This is a genomic window from Hydrocarboniphaga sp. FW305-C-57 (genome assembly GCF_058783045.1).
Map to the genome: position 1 here is coordinate 98683 of NZ_JBYSYG010000013.1, position 24482 is coordinate 123164.

Genomic DNA, 24482 nt, shown 5'->3' on the forward strand with positions numbered 1-24482 from the left:
GCGGCCCCTAGCGCCTTGGCTTGTGCGATGCGGACACGCCGCGCTCGCGGATGATGCTCCGGTAAGTTTCCACCGCATCGGTCGGCACACGCGCGAGCGTCGGGTCGGTGAGCACATCGACGGTGTAGAGGCCGAAGCGCGGGCCGTAGCTGCCCCATTCGAAGTTATCGGTCAGGCTCCAGTACAGGTAGCCGATCACGGCCACGCCATCGGCATGCGCGCGCTGGGTCCAGTAGACGCAGTCCTCGAGCGCCTCGCTACGCGTGATGCCGTCCGCGCGAGGCTGGGCGTTCAAGGTCGGCATGCCGTTCTCGGCGATCAGGATCGGCAGCTGCGGATATTTTTTCGCGTATCGCTTGAGCGCGCGGTAAAGCCCGTCGGGCGCGGGATCGCACTCCCACATGCGGCCCTTGAGCAAAGCCGGAGTCACGCCACGATAGTAGTAGTCGATGGCGATGCAATCGAGCTTGTCGAGCACGCCGTCGAGGAACAGCCTGTCGGTGTGGCGCTGAAGAAACCAGGAGATCAGGCCTTCGCCGCAGCAAACCACGTTCGAAGACACCATCGCATCCGCTCGCTGCGCATGAATCAGATCGTAGACGCTGCGATGCGCTGCGATCAGGTGATCGCTCATCGCACGCACGCCGCGGCGATCGAGCCTGCGATACTTCTTCTCGATCATGACGAAGAAGCCGGCTTCGTTGAACGTGAGCCAGAGGCGAACCTGGCGGTGATAGCGGCGCACGATGAGTTCGCAGTAGCGGATGAAGTCGTCCGGCGTCTTCGGATTCGTCCAGCCGCCCTGGCGATCGATCCAGCCAGGGTAGACGAAGTGATCGAGCGTGATCAGCGGCTGGATGCCGAGCTCCAGCATCGTGCGCAGCACGTCGTCGTAGTAGGCGAGCTCGGCTTCGTCGAATTCGCCCGGTCGAGGCTCGACGCGGGCCCAGTTGATGCCGATGCGAAAGGTATCGACGCCGAGCTGCTTGGCGAGCGCGATGTCTTCGCGGTAGCGATGGCGAAAGTCCACCGAAAGTCCGTAACGATCCTGCTTGGGCGTCTCGGCGTTGTAGCGATCCCAGTTTGAATCGACGTTGCCGCCTTCGCTCTGGTAGCCCGACGCGGAAACGCCCCAGATGAAGGATGCCGGTAGCGGCGCGATGCTGTTCATGGCGTGGCCTTCGTTCTTTCCGCCAGCTGACGCAGGGTCTTTTCGTGGATCTCGCGCGTGATCGGATAAAAGCTCAGCGCGATCAGCGCGAGGATCACGAAGACCACTATGCAGCCGACGTAGATCTGCGCGAGCTGAGCCACCACCGAGGGATCGACGGTCGCCGGATCGGCTTTCTCGGGGAACCCGATCACCGACAGGATCGCGCCCGACAGGAACACGCCGACGCCGGATACCGCCTTGCTCGTCATGATCATGGCCGCGAACATTAGGCCCTCCATGCGGCGGCCGGTTTTGAGTTCGATGTGATCGGCGACGTCGGCCACCATGGATTGGCTCACGACCAGTGCGGCGAGCACGCCGGTGGTCATGAGCAGGTAGCTCGCGGTGAGAAAGGGCAGCAAGGCCTTGGCGTTTTGCGGCATCAGGGCCGCCAGGCCGAGCAGGACCGGCAGTGCGCCGGCCAGCAGGGCGACCGAATACAAGCTCACGGCGACACGCTTCTTGCTGAAGCGTCTCGCGAAGTGCAGGACGATCAAGGCCAGGAACAGTCCGCCGCCGGCTCCGCCCGCCACCGTGCCGATGTCGTCGGCGCTCAGGCGCCAGAAATAAGTCGAAATGTAGACGCCGAGTGTCGTCGTCACGCCGGTGGCGACGGCGAACAGGAACACGCAGAGCAACACGCTCACATAGGTCCGATCGGTCACCAGCACCCGCAGCCCGGAGAGCAGGCTGCCGCCATCGCCGCGTTCGATCGAAAGGGTACGCAAGGACGGAATGCGGTGATGCGTGCCAGCCGTGGAGATCAGGATCGCGAGGGCCATCACCACCGCCGCCACGCTCGCATAGCGCAGGTAACCCGCGGGGTTCAGCTGTCCGGCCGGATACTCGAGTGTCGGCACCAGCAGGACCTTGAACACCAGCACCGCCGTGACTACGGTTCCGATCGCGAAGAACAGCGTCCGGAACGTCGACAGGCTGGTGCGCTCTTCGTAGCTGCTCGAGAACTCCGACAGCAAGGCGGCGGATGGAATTTCGTAGCAGCTGATCGCAGTGCGGACGATGATCGAGACGATCAGCAGGTGGGCGAACAGCAGTTCGTTGCTGCCCGCTGGCGGCATCCACAGCAGAAAGTAGGCCACCGCGACCGGAATCGCCGAGGCGTACATGAACGGATGCCGCCGTCCCCAGGCCGATTTGACGCCGTCCGACCAATGCCCGATCAGCGGATCGGCCACCGCGTCGACGAGCATCGCCAGCATGATCGCCAGCCCGACCCATGAAGCGGGCAGGCCGATCACCTGGTTGTAATACAGCATCAGCAGCGTGTTGAAGCCGTGGTCCTTGATGCCGAATGCGATGGAGCCGAAGCCGTACGAGAGCTTGGTCGGGAAGCTCAGGTTTGCGTGCGCAGCGGGGTTGGCAGTGCTCATGGTGTTCTCGCGAGCGCGGGGTCGGTCAGGACGCCTTCGCCGGCGCCGGCAAGCGCTCCCACACTTCGCGCCGATACCGGGCTTCGAGATCGTGCTCGACCTTGCAGCCGTCGCCCGAAACCCACAGCGAGGCGCGGCGCAGGGGTTCGTACGCGGGCCATTCGCCGAGCGCATCGCCGGGCTCGCCATGACGCGCGAAGTGCCCGAGCATCGCCACCCAGCGCCGGGCGAGCGGCCTCGCGTTCGGGTGATCGGCGAACATCGGCACGGTGGCCTCGGGATCGTCGCCGGGGTTGAAGGTCAGCGCCACGTCGATGCCGTGGCTCGAGGGGATGGTGCGGCCCGCGAAGCGCATCGGGATGTCCATCGCATAGACCCAGGCCCGGCTGCCGGCGCGTGTCGTCATCTCGGCATAGTCGACGGCTCCGCGGCGAAAGCCGTCGGTCCAGATCAGATCGCTGAAAGCCCTGCCGAAGCCGATTCCGCCCGAGACTTTCCTGAGCAGCCGCAGGTAGCGTTTGACGTTCGCCTTGCTCTTGGCTCCATGCATGGCGACAAGCCGCGCGACGATGTGGGCGATGACCGCGACGACGGGCTGCGGATAGCCGCTGGCGACCTTGAGCATCAACTCCATCGACAGGCCTTCATGCGTCGCGTAGCCGGCGATCAGCGGAACTGCCTTGCGGCCCCGGGCTTCGATGAGTTGTTCCATGCTGCCGGGCAACAGAGGGGTGCCGGCCACCGGCAGCGGAGACAGCATCTTGCTGCGTTTCTGCAAGGCCGAGAGCTCGGCGGTGGTGGCGGTTTTCAGGTATTCGATCGCCTGCGCACGCGTCTTGCCGCGCGACTTGGCGACGGCTGCGACCACATCGCGCGAAGGCTCCAGCACCATGTAGCCGGTGCTGCAGGCAACGGCACGATGCACGAGCCCTTCGGCCTGCGGAGCGGCGCACAGCGCGGCGACCGAAACGGCGCCCGCGGATTCGCCGATCACGGTCACGCGGCTCGGGTCGCCACCATAGTCCGCGATGTTGTCGCGCACCCATCGCAGCGCGGTGATCTGATCGCCGAGCCAGAGCTGGCCTTGCCCGTCGCGCCCGGTGCCGAGCCAGTCGAGATCGAAAGCCGCGAACAGCCCGAGCCGATAATTGATGCAGACCACCACTGCGTCAGCGCCGATCGCGAGCGCGGTGCCGTCGTAGCAATGCGCGCTGCCGGTGGTGAAGCTGCCGCCATGGATGAACACGATCACCGGCCGCGCTTCGGAAGCCGGCGCCTTGGGCGTGTGGATGTTGAGCAGCAGGCAATCTTCCGCGTAAGCCGCATCGGGCGCTGGCCCATAGACTGCGACCGAGATCGGAGGCTGCACCGCGACCGCCTTGCAGGTGGTGGCGTCGTAGACATCCTGCCAGGGCTGGCTCGCGAGCACGGCGGCGCGAAAGCGCTGCGCCGGCTCGGCGTAGCGGACGCCGCGATAGGTTTCGACGCCCAGGCGATCGATGCCGCGAATGCGGCCCAGGCGGGTGGAGCGCTCGATCGTCGAGGCGCTCGTGGTTTGTCGTGTCGCCTTGTTCCTGATCGGATGAGACATCGGTTGTGATCCTGTGTGGTGAGCGCTCAACGGGGCATGCGCTCGGCGCGCAATGCGGAGCGGCGAACCTTGCCGTCGTCTCCGCGCAAGGGCTCGCTCGAGAATTCGAACGAGGCTGGAATCTTGTAGTTCACGAGCCGGCTGGCGAGATGCGCTTTCAATACCTCGCCGCTCAGGGCTGCGCGCGCATGCACGATCGCGTGGATGCGCTGGCCGAGATCGTCGTCGGGCAGGCCGATGACCGCGCTCGAATGCACGGCCGGATGCTCGTCGATCGCGGCTTCGACCTCGGCCGGATAGATGTTCGCCCCGCCGCGCAGGATCAGGTCGGTGCGACGATCGGCGAGGTACAGATAGCCGTCGGCATCGAGGCGGCCGATGTCGCCGAGGCTGTCCCAATCGCAGATGCGCTTGGGCTCGGCGCCGATGTAGAAGTAGCTCGGCGGCGCACCGGGCGCCGAGCGCATGACCACTTCGCCGATTTCGTCGCTGCCGAGTTCCTTGCCGTTCTCGTCGACGATCCTGATCTGGCCGTGGACGCAGCGACCGACCGAGCCGCGACGCTGCAGCCATTCGTCGCCACGAATGATGGTCAGCGCCTGCATCTCGGTGCCGCCATAAAGTTCGAAGATGCGTTCGGCGCCAAGCCATTCGATCCACGCGGACTTGAGCCAGTCCGGACAATGCGAGGCCATGTGATAGACGACCTTCAGGGACGACAGGTCGTGGGCCTCGCGCTCGGCTTCGTCGAGCTTGTAGATGCGCGACATCATCGTCGGCACGAACAGCACCGCGTCGATGCGATGGCGTTCGATCAGCACGAGCGTCTGCAGCGGATCGAAGCGGCGCATGACGACGACGTGATTGCCGCGGAACAGCGCTTGCAGGCAGGTGGTGAACGGTGCGTTGTGATACAGCGGGCCCGGAACCAGCACCGCGCCTTCGCGCGGCAGCAGCAGCGGCATCGCATACGGCGGCGCGTGCTCGTCGAGTTCGGCCGCGGCGGTGGCGACGATCAGCTTCGGACGCCCGGTGCTGCCGCCGGAGGTCGGTGCCTTCCAGTGCTTCGCGGTCTTGATCGGCAAGGGTTCTTCGGACAGCTCGGATGATGCGACGAAACCCGCTTCGATCACCGCACGCCCCGGAAAATCCGCAGGTTCGGCGCCGACGATCAGCGCAGGCGAGGCGAGTTCGACGATCGCGGACAGCTCCGCTTTCGGCAGGCGGCTCGACACCGGCTGCGGCGTCGCGCCGAGCTTCAAGGCGGCGATCACGCTTTCGACGAAGGCGATGGTGTTGGGCAGCGCGATCGTGACGAAGCTGCCTTCGCGCACGCCGCGTTGCTCGAATGCGCGTGCGAGCCGATTCGTACGATTCTCGAGTTCGGCGCGCGTGAGCGTTTCGCCGTCGATGGTGAGCGCGGGATGATCGGGATGCGCCTGTGCGTAGCGCCGCATCGACTCGGTGGCTGGGACGATCGCCATGTCAGAACTCCAGGCCCAGGCGCACGGTCAGCGTGCGCGGCGGATTGAGCAGGTAAATGGTTTGCTGCTGGCGCGTGACGATTGCAGTGCCGGACGAGCCCGCCACGGGCCGCGTGGTGTCGAGAAGGTTGATCATGTTGAAGGCGAGCTTGGGCTTGCCCGGAATGTTTTCCGCTCCGAGCACGAGGCCCGCGTTGAGCGTGCCGAGATCGTTGATCTCGACGTCGTGCGTGATGTTGCTGTAGCCCTTTCCGACGTAGGTGTAGCTCACGTTCGGCGCGAGCGTGAACTGATCCCAGGCGTGCAGGTATTGCAGCGACGAGCTGTATTGGAACTTCGCCGAACCGGGCATGCGCGCGCCGGGTTCGACGACATCGCCATTGGCCGCGGTGAAGCTTTCGGTGATGTGGGCGTCGGTGTAACCGCCGGAGAGCGAGGCGGTGAGTCCGCGGATCGGCGTGTTCCACAACAGGCTGGCTTCGACACCACGGCTGATCGCGGCCGAGACATTGGTGTTGTAGTTGATCGGAATGCCTTGCGTCTGCTGCGTGATGATCGGGTTGCTGTAGCGAATGTAGAAACCCGTCAGGTCCGCGCGCAGCGTGCGATCGAGCCAGTCGCTGCGCAGACCGATCTCGTAATTCCACAGCGTGTCGGATTTGTAGGTTGGCGGCACGCCGTTGGTCGGCGTCGATGGCAAGGCCTGCAGGCCGCCGAAGCGGAAGCCCTTCGCTGCCGATGCATAAATCGAGAAGTCGCGATCGAAGCGATACGTCGCCGACAGCTTCGGGTTGAAGCCGCGCTCGTCGAGCTTGGCGACGGTGTTGCTGCCGAGACCGTCGTTCTGGTTGCCGGTGATCAGCAGGCCCGAGCCGACGAAACCGCCCTTGACCTCGGTTTCGTAGAAGCGACCGCCAGCGGACACGGTCAGGCCGTCGAACAGCTCGTAGGACACATCGGCGAACAGCGCGCGCTCCTGCGACTTGGCGTCCGAGGTGCCGTCGAGCAGGGATGTCAGCGAACCGAGGTTCGGCACGCCCAGGGCGCCGAACAGCGCGCTGAGCAGCGGATTGCTGCCGAGCAGGCTGCCGGGGCCGAGCAGGCTCTGGTTGAGCGGCGTGTCGATGAGGATGTTGAAGTAGCCGTCGTAGTCGAAGAAGTACGCGCCGACGAGCCAGTTGAAATCACCGCCGCCGGTCGACTGCAGGCGAAATTCCTGCGAGGTGCTCTTCGAATTGTTGGTGACCTTCGACAGCACGGCCGCGGTTTGCGGATAGCCAGGCGGTGGAGTGCCGATCAGCGAGGTCGTGACGTCGCTCGTGAACACCGCATCGCGATCGACGTGCGAGGTCAGCGAGACCACGCGCACGCTGTCGAAGTCGTAGCTGACTTCCAGGCTGTCGAGACCGAATTCGTTCCTCGACGGCATCGCGAGCACCGCGCGATCGGTCTCGCGTGGGCCGCGTGGGGAATCGACGGCCTGCAGCAGGTTGTCGCCCGAAAAATCCTGCGTCAGATGCGTGAGCTTGATCTTCCAGGCGCCGGGCTGCCAGAGCAGTTGCGCGCGCAGGCCGTCGCCGTCGGAGCGATCGACGTTCTTCTTGTCGTAGCGCAAGTCGTCGACGGTGCCGGAGTATTCGCGGCTCACGTAGTTCAGGCGGATCGCGAGCTCATCGCCGATCGGCGCATTGCCCGCGACGCCGTAGGTGAATGCGCTGCTGCCGCCCTTGGGCTGCGCGAGCTGCGTGAAGCCACGGAATTGCCATTCGCGCAACACCGGTTCCTGCAGCTGATAGCGCACCGCGCCCGACAATGCGGAGCCGCCGAACAGCGTGCCTTGCGGGCCCTTGAGCACTTCGACGTCGGCCAGATCGAAGGCGCTCAGGTCCGGAACGATGTTGGCGATGTACGGATCGGTGAACGGCGTATCGCCGATGAAGATGCCGACCGGCTGGGCGTTGCCCGCGTAGGGATTGGTATCTGTCGAAATGCCGCGGAAGGTCAGTCGCGTATAGCCCGGCGCGGCCTGTGCGGCGGTGACGCCCGGCGTCTCCTGGATGAAGTCGTTGAGAGCGAGCTTGCCCGAGCTCTCGAGCTTCTCGCCCGAGTACGCGGTGATCGAGGCCGGAATCTCGCGAATGCTCTGCTCACGCTTGGTCGCGGTGACGATCACTTCCTCGATCTGGAACGGCCGGTCCTGCGCTCGCGCCAGCGGAGCCTCGTTCGAACCCGGGCCCTGTTCGCCGACCGCAAGGGTCTGAAATGATCCCGCATTCACTGAGGCATCATCCGGGGCTTGGGTCTGTCCGATGGCCGGCGAGGCCGGGTACAGCATGACGGCGGGCATGGCGATGGCCGTGCACAGGGCAGCCGGCCGCATCGCGCTCGAATGGCAGCGCATTTCCTTCTCCTCGTTTGTTACGCACGTACAGCTACTCCAGCGGTCTGTCGCCGCCGGTGATGAACCGCTAGAACCCGCGCCTTGCGCTTACACCGCCACTCCGACGAGGCGGCACGCGAACTGCGCGAAGACATCGGCGATCTGCTCCGGTGTCCTCTTGTTGTCGGGCGCATACCAGTGCGCCACGCGCACGCCCATGGCGGCTATCGCGGCGAGCGCGAGTTCGGCGTCGGGCACGTCGAACACGCCGAGTTCGGTGCCGCGGCGGATCACGTCGAGCAACTGCATCTCCGAGTTGCGGCGCACTTCGAGTATCGGCGCGGCGAATTCGGCCGGCAGCGCGTGCATCTCGGCGCTCGCGACGACGGCGAGCATCGGATATTCGGCATGCGCGAGAACGTGTGCACGCATGACCGCGATCAGCTGCTGCGTCGGCTCCGGGCTGGCCGCCAGCAAGGCGGCGCGTATGCGGCGGAAATGTTCTTCGTGGCCGATGCGCAGCAACTCGGCCAGCACGTGCGCCTTGGACGGGTAGTGCGAGTAGACCGAGGCGCCCTTGATGCCGACCTGCTGGGCAATGTCGCGGATCGACGCGCCGCCGTAGCCATGTTCCGCGAACAGCCGCAGCGCCTCGCTCAGGATCAGGCCGCGCGAGCCCTCCGGCGTCATGCCGGGCGGCAGCAGCGTGGTCATGGCAGCCAGGCGGCGATTGGTGTTGATCTCGTTCAAACTAACACTCGTTAGGTTGGCGTGGATGGATTCTAAAGTGATTCTTTCATAAATAACAAGCTATCGTTCGTTAGTTTTTTCTCGGTTTACCGAGGCTAACGAAATGTTCAGGCAGACATCGAACAGACGGCTGTTAAGCTCCGAGCCCTCCGATCCATTTTCTCCCGCAGACATCGAACTCATGAAAACAAGAAAACTGCATCTGCCGCTCGCCGCGCTGCTGTTGCTGACCGCCACCGCCGCGCAAGCCAAGGGCGAGGCCAGCCCGGTCGATCCCAAGCTCAAGGCGGCGATCGCCAGCCAGGAGCGTCCCGAGGCCGATCGCGCGCGCGACCGTTATCGGCATCCGGCCGAGACGCTGACGTTCTTCGGAATCAAGCCGGACTGGACCGTCGTCGAGATTTCGCCCGGCGGCGGCTGGTACACCGAAATCCTCGCTCCGTACCTGGCCGAGCGCGGTCATTACTACGCGGCCGGTCCGGCGACGACGCTGCCGGATTCGTCGGAAGGCGCGAAGAAATCGGTCGCGGCGCTGAGCGCGAAATTCAGCGCGAATCCGTCGCGCTACGGCAAGCCGACGATCACCGAATTCCAGCCGCCGCTGCGTACCGAAGTGGCGCCTGCGGGCAGCGCCGATCTGGTGGTGACGTTCCGCAACGTCCACAACTGGATCTCGCGCGAAACCGAGCTCGCGGCGTTCAAGAGCTTCTACGCCGCACTCAAGCCGGGCGGAACGCTCGGCGTCGTCGAGCATCGCGGCAAGCCCGGCGAAACGCTCGAGGAGATGAAGAAGAGCGGCTACGTCAGCGAGGCCTACGTCAAGCAGCTCGCCAAGCTCGCGGGCTTCGAGTTCGTGGCCAGCTCCAAGGTCAACGACAACGCCAAGGACACCAAGGATTATCCCGACGGCGTCTGGACGCTGCCGCCGACGCTCAAGCTCGGCGATCAGGATCGCGGGAAATACCTGGCGATCGGCGAATCCGATCGCATGACCCTGAAGTTCGTCAAGCCGAAGTCGTAAGGCTCGATGCACGCACGTCGCGGGCTCGCGCTCAGCGGCCCGCGGCGCGAACCAGGCAGCGTTCGTAGCGTTCCTGCACGCGCCCGGCGAACCAGGCGGTGGTCAGCTTGCGCGTGATCTTGGGGCTCTTGAGCCGGATCTGCGGCAGCACCGCGCGCGGCGCGGGTTTGCCTTCGAGCCGATCCGCGAGCTCGAACACGCGCTCGTAGAGCCGGCTGCGTTCGAAGTCTGCGCCGTCCCCCTTTTCGAGGTCGCGACGGATTGCGCTGTCGCTCAAGTCGAGCCGCTTGCCGAGCACGCGCGCTGCGCGCTCGGTGGCGCCGGGCTCGCTCGAATTCGGCAGCACCAGATCGCCGTCGAGATCGAGCGGAATGCCCGAGACGAGCGTCAGCGCGCTCTGGAACGCCGCATTGCGGCTCGCGTAGTGGCCGGCGTTGTAGTCGGCGAAGCGATACAGCGGGCGGTCGTAGTTCGCCGGATAGTCGAGCAGGTGCGCGATGCCGAAGTAGAGGCCGCCGCGGCGCGTGAACACCTCGCGTCGCACGCCGCCGTTCTCATCGATCACATACGGATAGGGACGCTGCTCGGCATGCGACTGCGCATAGGCGATGGCGACCTGCATCGGTCCGCCCGTACGCACCGGATTGCGGTCGGCGAAGAAGCTCCGGCCGAGCGGAACGCGCGCGATCAGCTCGTCGAAGATTTCGCTCAAGTCGCGCTCGGTGCGTGCCGCGTCGATGCGCGCCGCGTAGCTCTTGCCGGTGGACGACTGCAGCTTCAGCGCCGTGCGCACCACGGTTTTCGGAATGCCGTGCTGCGCGGCCTGCTCGTCGATCTGCTTCCAGGCGATCGCCGGCAGGTTGGCGACCTTCGGATCGGCCTGGAAACTCGATTCCTGCTCGGTCACCGCGATCACGCTGCAGACATTCTGCGCGCTCGGCTGCAGCTCCATCGCGGCGAAAGCGGCGTAGATGTCGGTGGTCCAGCCCTCGCGATCCGCCGCCGCCGCCGACGGCAGGGCGCGCGCGATCAGCGCGCGGGCCTGCGTCGGGCTGATCGCCGGCTCGGTGCTGTGCTGCTCGGTCGCGCATCCGGCGGCGATCAGGGCGCACAGCGCTGCGAGCAGACCTCGGGATCGAAAGCGCATGTTTTTTATGAGCGGCGCTCAGCCCGCGCCACGCTGGGCGCGGCGCATTTCGAGCATCGCGCGACGCTCGGGCGTCAGCTCGCCGACGCAGTTCGGGCAATGCACGCCGGGCACGAAATCCGCCGAGGCCTGCTCCTCGATCGACAGCGGATCGCCGCAGGCCTCGCAGCGCCGCGTGATACCGGGCTTCAGGCCGTGGCCGACGGCCACGCGTTCGTCGAACACGTAGCACTCGCCGTTCCAGAGGCTGTCGGCTTCGGGAACCTGCTCGAGATATCTGAGGATGCCGCCTCGCAGGTGATAGACCTGTTCGAAGCCTTGCTCGCGCAGGTATGCGGTGGCCTTCTCGCAGCGGATGCCGCCGGTGCAGAACATCGCGATCGGCCGCTGCTCCTGTCCGCGCAGTTCGCGTTCGACGTAAGCCGGGAATTCGCGAAAGCTCTGCGTGCGCGGCGACACCGCGTTCTCGAAGCTGCCGACCTTCACCTCGTAGTCGTTGCGCGTGTCGATGACGAGCACGTCCGGGTTCGCGAGCAGCGCGTTCCATTGCTGCGGCTCGACGTAGGTGCCGACGATCCTGGCGGGATCGATGCCCGGCACGCCCATCGTCACGATCTCGTTCTTGAGCTTGATCTTGAGCCGGCCGAACGGCAGCTCGGCGGCCAGCGATTCCTTGTGCTCGAGCGCGGCGAAGCGCGCGTCTGCGCGCAGATGCGCCAGCACCGCATCGATGCCTTCTCGCGTGCCGGCGATGGTGCCGTTGATGCCTTCGGATGCCAGCAGCAGGCTGCCGCGAATGCCGGCTCGCGAGCAGACTTCGTGCAAGGGCTCGCGCAGCGCGGCGAAATCCGGAACGGCGGCGAAGTGATACAGCGCAGCGACAACGAACGGGGGCATCGATCCATGCATTTCGTGAGGAGCCCGGATTGTAGTGCGCTACCGCTTGCGCCTGCTCAGCGCCGCTCGCCGCCCGGCCTCCCGCTGTTCAACATGCGTTCTATGCGGGCGCTCAGGTCGTTGAGCGAGAACGGCTTGGTCATGACCTCGGTGCCGTAGGCGATGTGCCCGTGGTTGAGCACCGCGTTCTCCGCGTAACCGGTGATGAACAGCACCTTGAGACCAGGCTTGAACTCGCGCGCCGCTTCGGCCACCTGCCGGCCGTTGAGCCCGCCCGGCAGACCGACATCGGTGATCAGCAGATCGATGTGCAGGCTGGTCTTCAGGATCTCGAGGCCGGATGGGCCGTCGGCGGCTTCGGCGCAGCGATAGCCGAGTTCGCCGAGCGCCTCGACGATCAGCATGCGGATCGACGGCTCGTCGTCGATGACCAGAATGGTTTCGCCCTGGCCGGTCTGCGCGGCATGCGCAGGGGCATCGGGCTCGTTGACGGCTTCCGGCCCGAGATGGCGCGGCAGGTAGATGCAGACCATCGTGCCCTGGCCGACTTCGGAGTAGATGCGAACGTGGCCGTTGGACTGGCGCGCGAAGCCGTAGACCATCGACAGGCCCAGGCCGGTGCCTTCGCCGATCGGCTTGGTCGTGAAGAACGGGTCGAACACGCGATCGAGCATCGATTTCTCGATACCGACGCCGGTATCGCTCACGCAGGTCGTCACGTACTGGCCGGGCTCGAGCCCGCGTTCGCTCGCGGTGCGCTGGTCGAGCCACTTGTTCGCGGTTTCGATCGTGATGGTGCCGCCGTCCGGCATCGCGTCGCGCGCGTTGATGCAGAGATTCAGCAGGGCGTTCTCGAGCTGGTTGGCATCGACCATCGTCGGCCAGAGGCCGGCCGCGGCGATCGTCTCGACCTTGATCGATGGGCCGACGGTTCTGCGGACGAGCTCGACCAGATCGGACATCAGCCGGTTGATCACGATCGGCTTGGGCGTGAGCGTCTGCCTGCGCGAGAACGCGAGCAGGCGATGCGTGAGCGCGGCGGCCCGGCGCGCCGCGCCCTGTCCCGCGGTGATGTACTTCTCGATGTCGCCCGTGCGCCCTTGCGAGAGCCGCATCGAGATCATCTCGAAGGCGCCCGAAATGCCGGCCAGCAGATTGTTGAAATCGTGCGCGATGCCGCCGGTGAGCTGGCCGACCGCTTCCATCTTCTGCGCCTGGCGCAGCGCTTCTTCGGCCATGCGCAGGCGTTGCTGCTCCTGCAGGCGCTCGGTCACGTCGTAGGCGAACTGATACGCCCCGATCTGCTCGCCGTTCGAATCCCGCAGCACGTTGTAGCGCAGCTCGTAGTGACGATGTTCGCCGCCTTCGGCGCCGAGTTCGAGCACCTCGACGAACTCCTCGCCGGCCAGCGCGCGCGACCAGGTGGTGCGCAGCAGCGACTGGCTTTCGGGCTCGCCGGCGAGCAGCTCGAGCAGGTTGTCGCCGGCCTGCGGCCAGACGCCGAACACACGCTCGAACTCGCGCGCGGACGCGGTGTTGATCGCGATGAGCCGGTAGTTCGGGTCCACCACCTGGATGAAGGCATTGGTGCTTTCGACGATGTCGGCGAGCAGCCGGCGCTCGGCGAGCGCCGAAGCGACGCGCGCCTCGAGCGTGTCGTTGAGCTCCTTGAGCGCCAGCTCGGCACGCCGGCGCTCGGTCACGTCCTGGAACAGCACGGCGACCAGCCGCTGGCTCTCGGGCCCGATACGGAACGACGACACCGACAGATAGCGTCCGGTGGCCACGAGTTCGCGCTCGAAGCGGATCGACTGGCCGGTCCTGAGCACGCTGCCGTAGAGCTCGACCCAGCCGGCGGCCTCGGCCGGCACCATCTCGCGCACCTTCTGCCCGACCACGTTCGGAATGCCCGCATGCAGCGCGTAGGCCGCATTGGCCTCGATGTGGATGTAGTCGCTCAGCGGCCCGTAGGGCCCATCGATGAACTCGATGACGCAGAAGCCGGTGTCCATGAGCTCGAACAAGGTCCGGTAGCGATCCAGGTGGACGCGGGCCATGGTGTCCTGAGGCATCGGAGGCTTCTCATCGTTCGGGAAGGCCACCATGATGACGCATCGACTCGGACTCATGCTGGAGCGAGAGGCTCGTACGGTTCGGGCGCTAGGCCTCCGGAAGCCGCGGCGCCAGCACCGCCTTGAGCTCGTCGTAGGCGGCCGGCTTGACCAAGTGGAAGTCGAAGCCCGCCTCGCGCGAGCGGTGCTTGTCTTCCTCCTGGCCCCAGCCCGTCAGGGCCACGAGCACGACATCGTCGAACTCGGGCAGTGCACGGATCTGCCGCGCGACCTCGTATCCGTCCAGATGAGGCATGCCGATGTCGAGAATGGCGACGGCCGGCTTGCCGGCGCGTAACGCATCGAGCACCTCGTCACCGTCGTTCACCACGCTGCAGACGCCGCCGAGCATCCGGATCAACTGGCTCAGCACCGTCGCCGCGTCCTCGTTGTCATCAGCCACCAGCACGCGCAGGCCGCGCAGTGAGAACGCCGACTCCGACTGCGGAAACGTCTGGGCGGGAGCATCGGTCTCCATCAGCGGCAGGCGAACGATGAAGCGGCTGCCGAGCCCGATGCCGTCGCTCTCGGCGACCACCGAGCCCTGGTGCTGCTCGACCAGCCGCTTGACGAGGGTCAGGCCGATGCCGAGCCCGCTCGACGGCTTCTGCCCGCCCTCGCGAATCTGCCTGAACATGTCGAAGACCTCGGTCAGCATCTCCTGGGCGATGCCGATGCCGTCGTCCTCGATCACGATGCGTGCCTGCTGGTCCGGGATATCGACGCGGATCGCGATCTCGCCCGCGACCGGCGTGTACTTGGCGGCGTTGTTGAGCAGGTTGGCGAACACCTGCGCGAGGCGCATCGGGTCGGCCCGCATGCGGACCGGATGCGGCGGCAGGTCGGTGGTCAGCCGGTGCCGACCGGCCACGATCAGGGGCTGGCTGATCTCGATCGCGCTGAGGACGATCTGCCGGAGGTCGACGATCTGCTCGTCGAGATCGGTGGTGCCGCGGGCGATGCGCGAAACGTCCAGCAGGTCGTTAACCAGGCGCACCATGGTTTCGACCTGCCGCTCGATGATCTCGTGCAGGCTCTGCCGCATCGACGGCTCGGTTTCGCGCTTGAGAATGTCGAGCGCGGTGCGCACCGGCGCGAGCGGGTTGCGCAGCTCGTGCGCCAGGATGGCGAGGAACTCGTCCTTGCGGCGATCCGATTCGCGCAGCGCCATTTCGGCGCGCCGCTGCTCGGTCAGGTCGAGGATGGCGGCCAGCGCGCCGCGCGGCTCGCCCTGCAGATTGCGCAGCGGCGTCGCCCACACCATCGCATGGATCACGGTGTCGTCGATGCGCAGATCGACGTGGTCGGCGACCACGTTCTCTCCGCGCGCCGCGCGCGCCAGCGGATGATTCTCGAGCGGAATTTCGGTGTCGCCTTCGAAGATGCGCACGCGACCGTCGAACTTCTCGCCGGTCCGCACACGCAGCAGGGTATGGGCGCGCGCGTTTCCGGTGATGTCGCGCGTCTCGGTGTCGGAGGTCATGATCACCCCGATCGGCAGGGTATCGAGCAAGGTCCGCACTTCCTCGACGCTTTCGCGGAGCTGGATCTCGGTGCGTTCGCGCAGGATCAGATGCTCGCGAAGCTGGCACTGGCGCCTGCGCGCGCGAATGGCCGAGCGCGCCACGCTCACGAGCGTCGCGATGCGCGTCGGACGATCGATGACCGTGACGTTGGAAAGCTGGTCGACGGCGCGCATGAGGGTTTCGGAATCCGCTCCGGGACGCGCGAGCATGATGATCGGCAGATCGGACCAGGGTTCCTGCCGCGCGAGCCAGGACGCCAGCAGGCCCCGATGATCGCGGGCGAAGATTTCTTCGGCGATCAGCAGCGAGGCGACGTTGCGATCGAGTTCGGCCGGCAGCGCGTCGAGGCTGGGGCAGATGCTGCAGGCCACTCCGGCGCGTCCGAGAATCTCGCCGCTGAGCTGCGCGTCGCGGCTGGTCGGAACGAGCAGCAGCAGCCGCTCGTCGTCCCACGCGCCGGAACCTCGGTTCACCTGGGCGCCTCGTCCTGCGCGGGCTGTTCGACCGGCACGCCGGTCAGAATGCCCCGGTAATTGCGCAGCGGCGGACCGACGTGAACGCCATCGGCGCCCAGGCGGAAATCGCGGATCGAACGCTCGTGCGCGCCGCTTCGTTTCTTCATCACCGAAACCGCCTGGCGAACCTCGCCGCGGATCTCGTAGTAGCGCATCAGCACCACGGTGTCGGCGAGATAGCTGGCATCGATCGGCGAATTCATCTGGCTGCCGATCAGGCCCTGGTGCGCCCCGATCAGGATGGTGGCGACGCCGGCGTGGCCGAGATAGGTCAGCAGCTCGTGCAGCTGGATCACCAGGAAGCGCTCGCCGGGCATCGCGTTCAGATAGCCGTTCAGGCTGTCGATGACGATCACGCTGGCGTGACGTGCCTCGACTTCGTGGCGAAGCCGGTGGATGAACTCGCCGGGCGACATTTCGGCCGGGTCGATCTGCTGGAGCACGAGACTGCCGGCGGTGACGTGGGTTTGCAGGTCCAGCCCCATTCCCTTGCTTCGGGTCATGAAGGTCTTGACGCTCTCGTCGAAGATGAAGAGCGCGGCGTTCTCGCCGTTCTGCGCGGCGGCGCAGGCGTAGAACGCGGCGAGCGACGACTTGCCGGTGCCCGGCGCGCCGACCACCAGCGTGCTGCTGCCCCGGTCGAGCCCGCCGCCCAGCAGTTTGTCGAGCGCGGAAATACCGCTGGCGATGCGTTCTATCCGGGGCTCGATTTCACGCTCGCTCGCGATCAGGCGCGGGAACACCTGCAGGCCTCCGCGCTGGATCACATAGTCGTGGTAGCCGCCGCGGAACGCCACGCCGCGGTACTTGAGCACCATCAGCCGCCGGCGCTCGGCGCCGTATTGCGGGGCCAGCTGTTCGAGCCGGACCGCGCCGTGCGCGATGCTCTGCACCTGCAGGTCGTGGTTGGCGCTGGTCATGTCGTCCAGCATCAGGACCGTGCATTTGCGTCCCGTGAAGAACAGCTTGAGCGCGAGAATCTGGCGCCGGTAGCGCAGCGCGGAGCCCGCCAGCAGCCGGAGCTCCGACAGCGAATCGAACACCACGCGGGTCGGATTGATGCGCTGCACGTCCGCGAGGATCGCCTTGGTGGTCTCGCCGAGTTCGACTTCCGACGGATGGAACATCGTGTAATGGTCTTCGGCCGTCAGGTCGTTCCCCGCGGGATTCAGCTCCCTGATGGTGATGCCATCCAGCGACCAGCCATGTGAGGCCGAGACGTCGCGCAGTTCCTCTTCGGTTTCCGACAAGGTGACGTAGAGCACCGACTCGCCGTTGCGGACGCCTTCCAGCAGGAACTGCAGGGCCAGCGTCGTCTTTCCGGAACCCGGCGCGCCTTCGAGCAGATACAGGCGATTCGGGGCGAAGCCTCCGCCGATGACCGAGTCGAAGCCGGTTATTCCGGTTTTGGCGAGGATGCGGGGCTGGTTGCGGGGCTGAATCGTCGGATCGGACATCGGGGCCTCCGTCGGCTCTCGCGGGCCGCTAGCGTTCGCAATGGAACCAGGGCATTGCCAGCTTCTGAATCAGGTGATTCCGAATCAGGTGATGAAGGCGACGGCCTGGTAGTGGAGCTCGACCACGCAGGCCGAGCCTTGAGCCACACCACGGCACTGTAGGTGCCCGCGGCTGATCCCCTCGTGACTGCCGGCCGCGTGAGCCGCGGCGGCGTTCAGATCGAAGCCGCCGCCCGTGCACTCCCTGGATGGACATTGCAGTTCGAAGAACGCCTGCATGTCGCCGGTGTAGATCTGCTTGTACGGCGAGAGCAGCGGCTTGCCGCCGGCGCCCGTGAATCGAAGTTCGAACACCAGCTCGCGCAAGCGCGGAAATCGTTCGGAGAGGGTGGTCGAGCCCGCATAGCCGCGCTGACGCCGCTCTCGTTGCTGGTGGTCGGTGACACGTGGTTTGAGCGCCATGGCGGGAGAGGTCTCGGGCAAACGATGGAGGGTGTGACGCGAGCGGGCGCAGTCGCGGCGGATGGCCGGCCCCTGCGTTTCAATGAAGGCTGCGTGCGCGCAGCTCGAGCGCGTTCAGTGCTTGCGCGATCCGCAGGCGGCAATCCGCAAGTCCTTCCACGTCGAGGTCGACGGGCACCGCGATCGGCGAGCCGTAGTGAACGTCGATGCGCGTGAACGGCAGAGGCAGGCGGAACGCGTCCCAGCTCGGAAACGACCAGTAGCGTCTCGGCAGCGGCAGGTACGGGATGATCGAAAGTCCGGACAGGCGCGCCATGTCGACGATGCCCGGCTTGACCTCGTGCGCCGGGCCTTTGGGACCATCGACCGTGATCGCGCCGGGCAGGCCGTCGAGCAAAGCCCCGATCATCTCGTGCTTGGCCTGCGCGCCGCCCTTGTCGACGCCTGCGCGGCGCGAACTGCCGCGCAGCACGCGGTGGCCCAGGCGCTCGCACAGATCGCTCACCCATTGACCATCGCGCGAACGGGACACCATCACGCAATGGGCGCGGCCCGATTGGGCGAGGATGCCGGCCAGCAGATTCTGGTGCCAGACCGCCAGCAGATAGCCGCCGGTGTTTTCGTGCCGAACCCGCCGTTTGCCATGCGGGCAGCGAAAGCGATACGTCGCCGCCAGCAGGCTGACGAAGCCGAAGACCACCAGCGATCCCCAGCTGTTCCGGATGCGAACCATGCGAGCCTAACCGGCGACTTTGGTGGCGAGCGTCCAGCCGGTGTTGCGTCCCTTGCGCAAGACGGTATCGCAAGCCTTGCAGGCGTAGAGTTTCTGGTTCGGTGAAACGAGATAGCCGCGCGTGCGCGCCGACCCCGGGCCTTCGAGCTTGCCGTGCGCGCGCCATTCGGCCGGAAGACCGATCTGGTCCGTACACAGTTTGCAGGTCATGGCGCCTCTCCTTGGCCCTGGCCGCGGCCAAGGTACGGCGTTCGCATGAGCCGGCTGGCGCATGCGTGATCCGGGCATTACGCCCGGTGCAGCGGCCTCACAGCAGGTTTTCCAGGGAGTCGAGCTCGAGCTTCGGCAGTTCGACGAGCGGAAGATCGGCCTGGACGAGGATGGCTTCGTCCACGAGGCCGCGTGCGATTTCCTGCAGCGCCACGACGGTGGACTTGTGGTCTTCGAAAGGCAATTGCGAGTTGGCGCCGCGCGCCAGTTGCCGCGCGCGCTTGGCCGCGACCTGCGTCAGCGTGAAGGGATTGGGGATGTGATACAGGCAGTCTTCGATGGTGACGCGTGCCATAGGGTTCTCTGAAGAGCCGCAAAAGCACGGTAGGGCCACTATACGCTCAAATCACTCCGGCGCGTCCGCGGGCCGCTCTGGCGAGCCCGGGTTCGGCGTCTCGTCCGCGGCCGGGCCGCGCGCGAGTTTCTTCTGGCGCTTCTCCTCCTGCTCCTTGGCCTTCTTGAGTTCGCGCTGACGCTTGTCGAAACGGTAATTGGGCTTGGGCACGGGATTCACCTGCAGAGGGCGCAGCAGTGTAGACCCGATACGAAATCGGCGAGCCGCGGCGGGCGCCGTCTGCGGCCTCGCGATACTCTGAATGGCCACCACGGACGAATGCGACCCATGCCGATTGCCATCCCGCGCGCCAGTACCTGTCCCGATCGCGTTTTGCGAGCTTGTCGCTCGCGTCCGTTCGATCGGCTGCGCAGGCCGATCGTCGGCAAGCTCGCGCTGTGCGCGCTGCTGTGGTCCGGTGCGGGCGACGCGCAATCGCCGCCGCCCGCGCAGCCAGCGAGTTCGCAAGTCGCGCGGTTCAGCTTCGTATCGCAGTCCAGCACCGTGAAAGTGCTCGACGGCCCGGTGATTCCGTTCACGGCCGATAGCGGCCCGGTGTTTGACATCACCAACCTGCACGTCGTCGCGACCCGGCAGGCCAATGGCGTGTTCGTGGAAACGCGTTTCACGGGCAGCCCGTACAAGCGTCATTCGGCCGAAGGCGGCACGCCGCTGGTGGTCACGCTCAAGGCTGGCGATCGCACGCTGGCTGCGTTGTCCGCGATCGACTGGACCGTGACCTGTTTCCGCACCGACATCTTCGGCGCCAAGACGCTGCTGCCGGGCGTGGAATTCGAGCGCATCGATGCGGTCGAAATCGCGCCGATGCAGGCCCTCGCGCGTGTTTGCGTGAGTCCGCCGGTGCATCGCGAACGCAAGAAGAAAGGAAGCTGAAACATGATCAAGGGAAGTGAAAAGCGGCAGGCGGATCACCCGGTCGAAACGCTGTTCGTCGACCGCTGGTCTCCGCGTGCGATGTCGGGCGAGGCGCTCGACGAAAGCCAGCTCATGAGCCTGTTCGAAGCCGCGCGCTGGGCGCCCTCGGCCAACAACAACCAGCCCTGGCGCTTTCTCTACGCGCGCCGCGACACCGCGCACTGGCCGACGTTTCTGGGCTTGCTGGTCGATGCCAACCGGCTGTGGGCGGACAAGGCCGCGGCGCTGATCGTGATCGTCTCGAAGACCACCTTCGATCACAACGGCAAGCCTTCGCGCACGCATTCGTTCGACGCCGGCGCGGCCTGGCAGAACCTGGCGCTGCAGGCCTCGCAGAGCGGGCTCGTCGCGCATGGCATGCAGGGCTTCGATTACGAGCGCGCGCAGGCGGAGCTCGGCATTCCACAGGAGTACGCCGTCGAGGCGATGGTGGCCGTCGGCAAGCCCGGCGCGATCGAAGACCTGCCCGAAAAGCTGCGCGAGCGCGAATCGCCGAGCCCGCGGCGTCCGGTCGAACAGATCGCCTGCGAGGGTGCGTTCCGGCTCTGAGTTCGCGGACGCTGGATCGCGGTCGAGCATCAATGCGGCCTCGGTAAAGCCGCCGTACAGTTTTGCTTCAGCTTCGCGGCTCTAGCGTGCAGCGGCCTTCCCACCGGAGAACGACCATGAATCGAGCCAAGCCCTTGATCGCCATCATCGCCAGCGCAAGCATGCTCGCGAGCGCAGCCGCGTTCGCGGACCCGCCCGAAGGCAAGGGCAAATCGAAAGGCAAGGGGCATGGCAAAAGCCATGCGTCGCAGTCGTATGGCGACGATGCGCTGGTGCATGTCTCGGTGAATTTCTCGGACGCGCGCCGGCTCGCGGTCGATCACGGCTATACCGGCTATGCCTCGCTGCCTCCGGGCATTCGCAAGAACCTCGCGCGTGGCAAGCCGCTGCCTCCGGGCATCGCCAAGAAAGTGGTGCCGGGCCCGATGTTGCAGGGACTGCCGCGCTACGATGGCTATGAATGGCGCGTCTACGGCGCCGACCTGATCCTCGTGCAGGTGGCCACGGCGGTGATCGCCGAGGTGCTGGTCGACGTGTTCAGCTGAAAGCTCAAATCGTGGACAACAAAAACCCCGCCGCGGCGGGGTTTTTGTTGTCTGCTCGATGGCCTCGAGCGCCTGGAGGGGAGCGTCTAGAGCGGCTTGGGGTTGCCCGTGCTGCTGGGCGGCCGGCCATCGGATTTGACGGGCTTGAACTCCTTCTTGCCGCCTGATCGCTGGGCATCCTGCGCGCGGCTGCTTTCATCCTGCTCGTGCGCCGTGCGTTCTCTTGCGCTGCCGGGGTTGTCTTCTGCCATGGTTAGCTCCTGCGGATGAGTCGCTAGCACGCTACGCAGGGCCCCGGTCCGTGCGCTGAAGCGAAAAGACGCGATCAGCTGCGCTTGGGACTTGGAGGCCGGCCCTCGGCCTTGAGCGGATGGTGATCGACGATGCGCGCGAGTTCCCGCCGGGCCGCGCGAATCTGCTCGAGGGTCGATTTCATCTGCACGCGCTGCTGGCGCAGCTTCTCCAGTTCCGCTCGTAGGGGCTCATTCCGGCATGGGGTTCTCGCGTCGACAGGCACCTGTATGACTACGGTGCGGGTTCGCTTCGGGATGCGTCCGCCCCGTCGATCACTGTCATTTTTTACAGGTGACACTCCGGTCAGGTCTGTTAGCTTCGATGTCCGAGAAGAAGGGTAGGAGCGAGCGCCGCCGAGTACGGCGCATCTGCTCGGAAAGCCGGCCGATCCGGCCGATTCGAGCGAATGGCTTCGGCGCATTGGGAGATGCGCCACCTGTCGTGAACCTGTAGCCGACCCGGCAAATCGTTTTTGCAACGCCAGCCCGAGCGCATTCGCGTCGACCACGCGAGCGCCGGCGTATCGCACTGCGCAGCTTGGGGCTACGCAGCGTGGATTCCAGCAACCGAGAGATCGGCATGTCCCGTCCGGGCGTGCTGCGGAGTTGTGCGCCCAGCGGACGCCACATCCCGAAGTGGGAGGCCTTCGGAAGTGGATCGCGGGGCGGCAGGCAAGGTCGCGGAAAAGCTTCCGCGCCATTCGTTGTCCAATCCAGGAGGGAGTCATGAGAACAGCAATTCGCCGGCTGATCGGTGTGGGCATCATCGCGGCTGCGGGTGCGGTCGTGCTGGGCAGTGCGGGCTGCGGCAGCCCGGGAGGAGCGGTGCAAGGCGGAAGTCCCGATACGGGCAATGCCTCGGTGATCTTCTTCAACGCCAACGTCATCACGCTGGATCCGAGCCAGCCGATCGCGCAGGCGATCGCCGTCCGAAACGGGCTGATCACGCTCGTCGGCAGCAACGAGGCGGTGAAGGCGCAGGCCGGCGTCGGTACGCGGCGCATCAATGCCGACGGGCAGACGATCCTGCCGGGCTTCATCGACCCGCATTCGCATATGTCCGGCTATGCGTACTACAACGACCCCGACAACTGGCTCGATGTCTCGAGCATCAACATCCTGTTCAAGCCCGCGCCGGACGACGCGCGCTGCGCCGCGCCCAAGGATCCGCAGCAGTGCTTCATTCCGGTGACCAGCCACGACGAGGTGATCGCGCGGATCAAGGCCAAGGTCGAGGAGCGGCGGCAGCAAAAGCGGACCGACCCGGTCATGGCGTTCAACTACGACCCGTCGCGCCTCGGCCGCGGGCCGAGTTGTCCGAATCTCAATGGCCTGGGCTTCGACTGCCCCAACTTCGAAGACGGCACCGCCCGCCAGCAGCTCGACGCCATCGCCCAGGACATGCCGATCTACGTCACCAGCGAGTCCGGGCACATTTCGTACGTCAACTCGCAGGCGCTGGCGATGCTCAACATCTGCCCACCGGACAACCAGTCGCAACCGCTGCAGTGCCACCAGCCGACCACCAACGTCAAGCAGGAGAAGGCGCTGGCGCTGATGGGGCAGCTCGACGAGGACCTGTCGCTGTACGCCACCTCGTATTTCGAAGGCCAACTGCTGAGCCGGCCGGGCAACGAAACACTCGCGCTCGACCTGCTCAACAAGGGCGCGCACATCTACGCGCAGCACGGCTACACACTCGTGCAGGACGGCGCGGTCAGCGCGGGTGTCATGAAGATCTACAAGGCCGCGATGGCGGTGCCCGAGCGCTTTCCGGTCGCGGTCGCGCTGGTGGCCTATGACGCCAACAGCGCCAATTTCCAGGACACCATCAACGCCGGCCTCGAAGGACGCAAGCTGTTCGGCGACAGCGATCCGCTGGCCTCGGTCGCTGCGCTCAAGAGCTTCAGCGACGGTTCGGCTCAAGGCTACACGGCGGACCTGCTCCAGCCGTACCAGCAGTGGTACGCGCCGTTCAAGGATCCGCTGCTGTTCCAGCAGCCTTACACCGGCCTGCCGGATCTGAGCACGGCGCAGATCGCCGAGCGCCTGAAGGCCTCGCACGCCAACGGCTTTCCGATGGTCATTCACCAGATCGGCGATGCGGCCATCCAGAGCGCCATCGATGCGCTGCTGGCGACCAAGGCGTCCCGGCCGCCGGGCAGCACGCGCGACGTCGTGCTGCACGCGCCGATGATCAGCGGCGAGAACCTGGACGTGCTGCAGGCCCTGGGCACCACGGTGGTCAGCGAGATGTCGCCCAACGTCTATTACTACTCGCTGCCCGAATGCCAGCAGGTGCTCGGTCCGGCGCGCACCTGGCAGATCTATCCTTCGCGCGAAGTGCTGCAGAAGACCGGCAGCCTCACGCTGCATAGCGACTCGCCGGTGACGCCGCCGTATCCGCTGTTCGAAATCTGGGCCGCAGTCACGCGCAAATCGCAGCAGCCGGCCTGGTATCCGAACCGCGATACCTCGAAGTGCCCGACCGTGATGATCGACAAGACCGACCCGGTCAATGGCGACCAGCGCATCGAGCTGCTCGACGGCATCAAGGCTTTCACCACGTATGCGGCCCAGCAGTACGGCATGGAGAGCGTTCGCGGCTCGATCACGGCCGGCAAGTACGCCGACCTCGTGCTGCTGTCCGAAAGCCCGCTGTCGGCGGAAGTGATCGCCGACCCGGACCTGCTGAGCCGCATCCGCGTGATCGGCACGGCGCGCTACGGCAAGTACTTCCCAAACCCGAACGCGGATCAGCCCCCGGTCTGGCCGAAGTGAGTTAAAGGCTGCAGCGGCCGGGCTTTCGCCGCGCCGCTGCAGCGATTTGGCTGACCTGCGCCGTTCGCTCGGAAGGCCAGATGGAGCGTCGCCAGC

The 24482-nt window shown here is 65.9% G+C and carries 22 protein-coding genes; 5 read left to right on the forward strand and 17 right to left on the reverse strand.

Going from position 1 to position 24482, the window contains the following annotated elements:
* Positions 1 to 7: 7 nt before the first annotated feature.
* From AC3WUM_RS21275 to AC3WUM_RS21300, 6 genes are all read right to left on the reverse strand, one after another.
* Positions 8 to 1171: a glycoside hydrolase family 1 protein gene (locus AC3WUM_RS21275; RefSeq protein ID WP_492412878.1), complete on the reverse strand. Its 1164-nt coding sequence runs from the start codon at positions 1169 to 1171 to the stop codon at positions 8 to 10.
* A complete protein-coding gene (locus AC3WUM_RS21280; protein ID WP_492412880.1) occupies positions 1168 to 2604 on the reverse strand; it encodes an MFS transporter in 1437 nt (478 codons plus the stop codon). Before AC3WUM_RS21280 ends, AC3WUM_RS21275 begins: the two co-directional genes overlap by 4 nt.
* Before the next feature lie 25 nt (positions 2605 to 2629).
* Positions 2630 to 4195 (reverse strand): carboxylesterase family protein, encoded by a 1566-nt coding sequence (locus AC3WUM_RS21285; protein ID WP_492412881.1) that lies wholly within the window; start codon positions 4193 to 4195, stop codon positions 2630 to 2632.
* Between the two features lie 26 nt (positions 4196 to 4221).
* Complete coding sequence (locus AC3WUM_RS21290; protein WP_492412882.1) at positions 4222 to 5679, reverse strand: AMP-binding protein; 1458 nt, start codon at positions 5677 to 5679, stop codon at positions 4222 to 4224.
* A 1-nt stretch (position 5680) separates the two neighbouring features.
* A complete protein-coding gene (locus AC3WUM_RS21295) occupies positions 5681 to 8080 on the reverse strand; it encodes a TonB-dependent receptor (RefSeq protein ID WP_492412884.1) in 2400 nt (799 codons plus the stop codon).
* An 87-nt stretch (positions 8081 to 8167) separates the two neighbouring features.
* The gene (locus AC3WUM_RS21300; protein ID WP_492412886.1) at positions 8168 to 8809 is read right to left on the reverse strand and encodes a TetR/AcrR family transcriptional regulator; all 642 of its coding nucleotides are present in this window, start codon (positions 8807 to 8809) and stop codon (positions 8168 to 8170) included.
* Between the two features lie 181 nt (positions 8810 to 8990).
* Between AC3WUM_RS21300 and AC3WUM_RS21305 the strand changes: the two genes are divergently transcribed.
* Positions 8991 to 9830 carry a class I SAM-dependent methyltransferase gene (locus tag AC3WUM_RS21305; protein WP_492412888.1) on the forward strand — a complete coding sequence of 280 codons (840 nt, stop codon included), beginning with the start codon at positions 8991 to 8993 and terminating at the stop codon, positions 9828 to 9830.
* A 31-nt stretch (positions 9831 to 9861) separates the two neighbouring features.
* Here AC3WUM_RS21305 and AC3WUM_RS21310 read toward each other — a convergent pair whose 3' ends face one another.
* The 10 genes from AC3WUM_RS21310 to AC3WUM_RS21355 form a co-directional block, all read right to left on the reverse strand.
* Positions 9862 to 10977: a DUF1615 domain-containing protein gene (locus AC3WUM_RS21310; RefSeq protein WP_492412889.1), complete on the reverse strand. Its 1116-nt coding sequence runs from the start codon at positions 10975 to 10977 to the stop codon at positions 9862 to 9864.
* An 18-nt stretch (positions 10978 to 10995) separates the two neighbouring features.
* A complete protein-coding gene (gene trhO, locus AC3WUM_RS21315; RefSeq protein ID WP_492412890.1) occupies positions 10996 to 11874 on the reverse strand; it encodes an oxygen-dependent tRNA uridine(34) hydroxylase TrhO in 879 nt (292 codons plus the stop codon).
* Between the two features lie 56 nt (positions 11875 to 11930).
* Entirely contained in the window at positions 11931 to 13946 is a 2016-nt protein-coding gene (locus tag AC3WUM_RS21320) for a PAS domain-containing protein (RefSeq protein ID WP_492412892.1), read from the reverse strand.
* Between the two features lie 88 nt (positions 13947 to 14034).
* Entirely contained in the window at positions 14035 to 15984 is a 1950-nt protein-coding gene (locus tag AC3WUM_RS21325; RefSeq protein WP_492412894.1) for a hybrid sensor histidine kinase/response regulator, read from the reverse strand.
* The gene (locus AC3WUM_RS21330) at positions 15981 to 17483 is read right to left on the reverse strand and encodes an ATPase domain-containing protein (RefSeq protein ID WP_492412896.1); all 1503 of its coding nucleotides are present in this window, start codon (positions 17481 to 17483) and stop codon (positions 15981 to 15983) included. The genes AC3WUM_RS21325 and AC3WUM_RS21330 overlap by 4 nt, the downstream gene beginning before the upstream one ends.
* An 84-nt stretch (positions 17484 to 17567) precedes the next feature.
* Positions 17568 to 17945: a hypothetical protein gene (locus AC3WUM_RS21335; protein ID WP_492412898.1), complete on the reverse strand. Its 378-nt coding sequence runs from the start codon at positions 17943 to 17945 to the stop codon at positions 17568 to 17570.
* Positions 17946 to 18024: 79 nt separating this feature from the next.
* Positions 18025 to 18678 carry a lysophospholipid acyltransferase family protein gene (locus tag AC3WUM_RS21340; RefSeq protein WP_492412900.1) on the reverse strand — a complete coding sequence of 218 codons (654 nt, stop codon included), beginning with the start codon at positions 18676 to 18678 and terminating at the stop codon, positions 18025 to 18027.
* A 6-nt stretch (positions 18679 to 18684) separates the two neighbouring features.
* A complete protein-coding gene (locus AC3WUM_RS21345; protein ID WP_492412902.1) occupies positions 18685 to 18888 on the reverse strand; it encodes a hypothetical protein in 204 nt (67 codons plus the stop codon).
* 97 nt (positions 18889 to 18985) lie between these two features.
* Positions 18986 to 19243, reverse strand: a complete 258-nt coding sequence (gene rpoZ, locus AC3WUM_RS21350; protein ID WP_492412903.1) for a DNA-directed RNA polymerase subunit omega — start codon at positions 19241 to 19243, stop codon at positions 18986 to 18988.
* A 51-nt stretch (positions 19244 to 19294) separates the two neighbouring features.
* The gene (locus tag AC3WUM_RS21355) at positions 19295 to 19453 is read right to left on the reverse strand and encodes a hypothetical protein (protein ID WP_492412904.1); all 159 of its coding nucleotides are present in this window, start codon (positions 19451 to 19453) and stop codon (positions 19295 to 19297) included.
* 117 nt (positions 19454 to 19570) lie between these two features.
* On the opposite strand from AC3WUM_RS21355, the gene AC3WUM_RS21360 reads away from it, so the two are divergent.
* The 3 genes from AC3WUM_RS21360 (at position 19571) to AC3WUM_RS21370 (ending at position 21312) form a co-directional block, all read left to right on the forward strand.
* A complete protein-coding gene (locus AC3WUM_RS21360) occupies positions 19571 to 20176 on the forward strand; it encodes a hypothetical protein (RefSeq protein ID WP_492412905.1) in 606 nt (201 codons plus the stop codon).
* Positions 20177 to 20179: 3 nt separating this feature from the next.
* Positions 20180 to 20767 carry a nitroreductase family protein gene (locus AC3WUM_RS21365; protein WP_492412906.1) on the forward strand — a complete coding sequence of 196 codons (588 nt, stop codon included), beginning with the start codon at positions 20180 to 20182 and terminating at the stop codon, positions 20765 to 20767.
* 116 nt (positions 20768 to 20883) lie between these two features.
* Positions 20884 to 21312, forward strand: a complete 429-nt coding sequence (locus tag AC3WUM_RS21370; RefSeq protein ID WP_492412907.1) for an anti-virulence regulator CigR family protein — start codon at positions 20884 to 20886, stop codon at positions 21310 to 21312.
* Positions 21313 to 21398: 86 nt separating this feature from the next.
* Here the strand turns inward: AC3WUM_RS21370 and AC3WUM_RS21375 are convergent, their stop codons facing one another.
* Complete coding sequence (locus tag AC3WUM_RS21375) at positions 21399 to 21563, reverse strand: hypothetical protein (RefSeq protein ID WP_492412909.1); 165 nt, start codon at positions 21561 to 21563, stop codon at positions 21399 to 21401.
* A 768-nt stretch (positions 21564 to 22331) separates the two neighbouring features.
* Between AC3WUM_RS21375 and AC3WUM_RS21380 the strand changes: the two genes are divergently transcribed.
* Positions 22332 to 24386: an amidohydrolase gene (locus AC3WUM_RS21380; RefSeq protein ID WP_492412910.1), complete on the forward strand. Its 2055-nt coding sequence runs from the start codon at positions 22332 to 22334 to the stop codon at positions 24384 to 24386.
* The last annotated feature ends 96 nt before the right edge of the window (positions 24387 to 24482 follow it).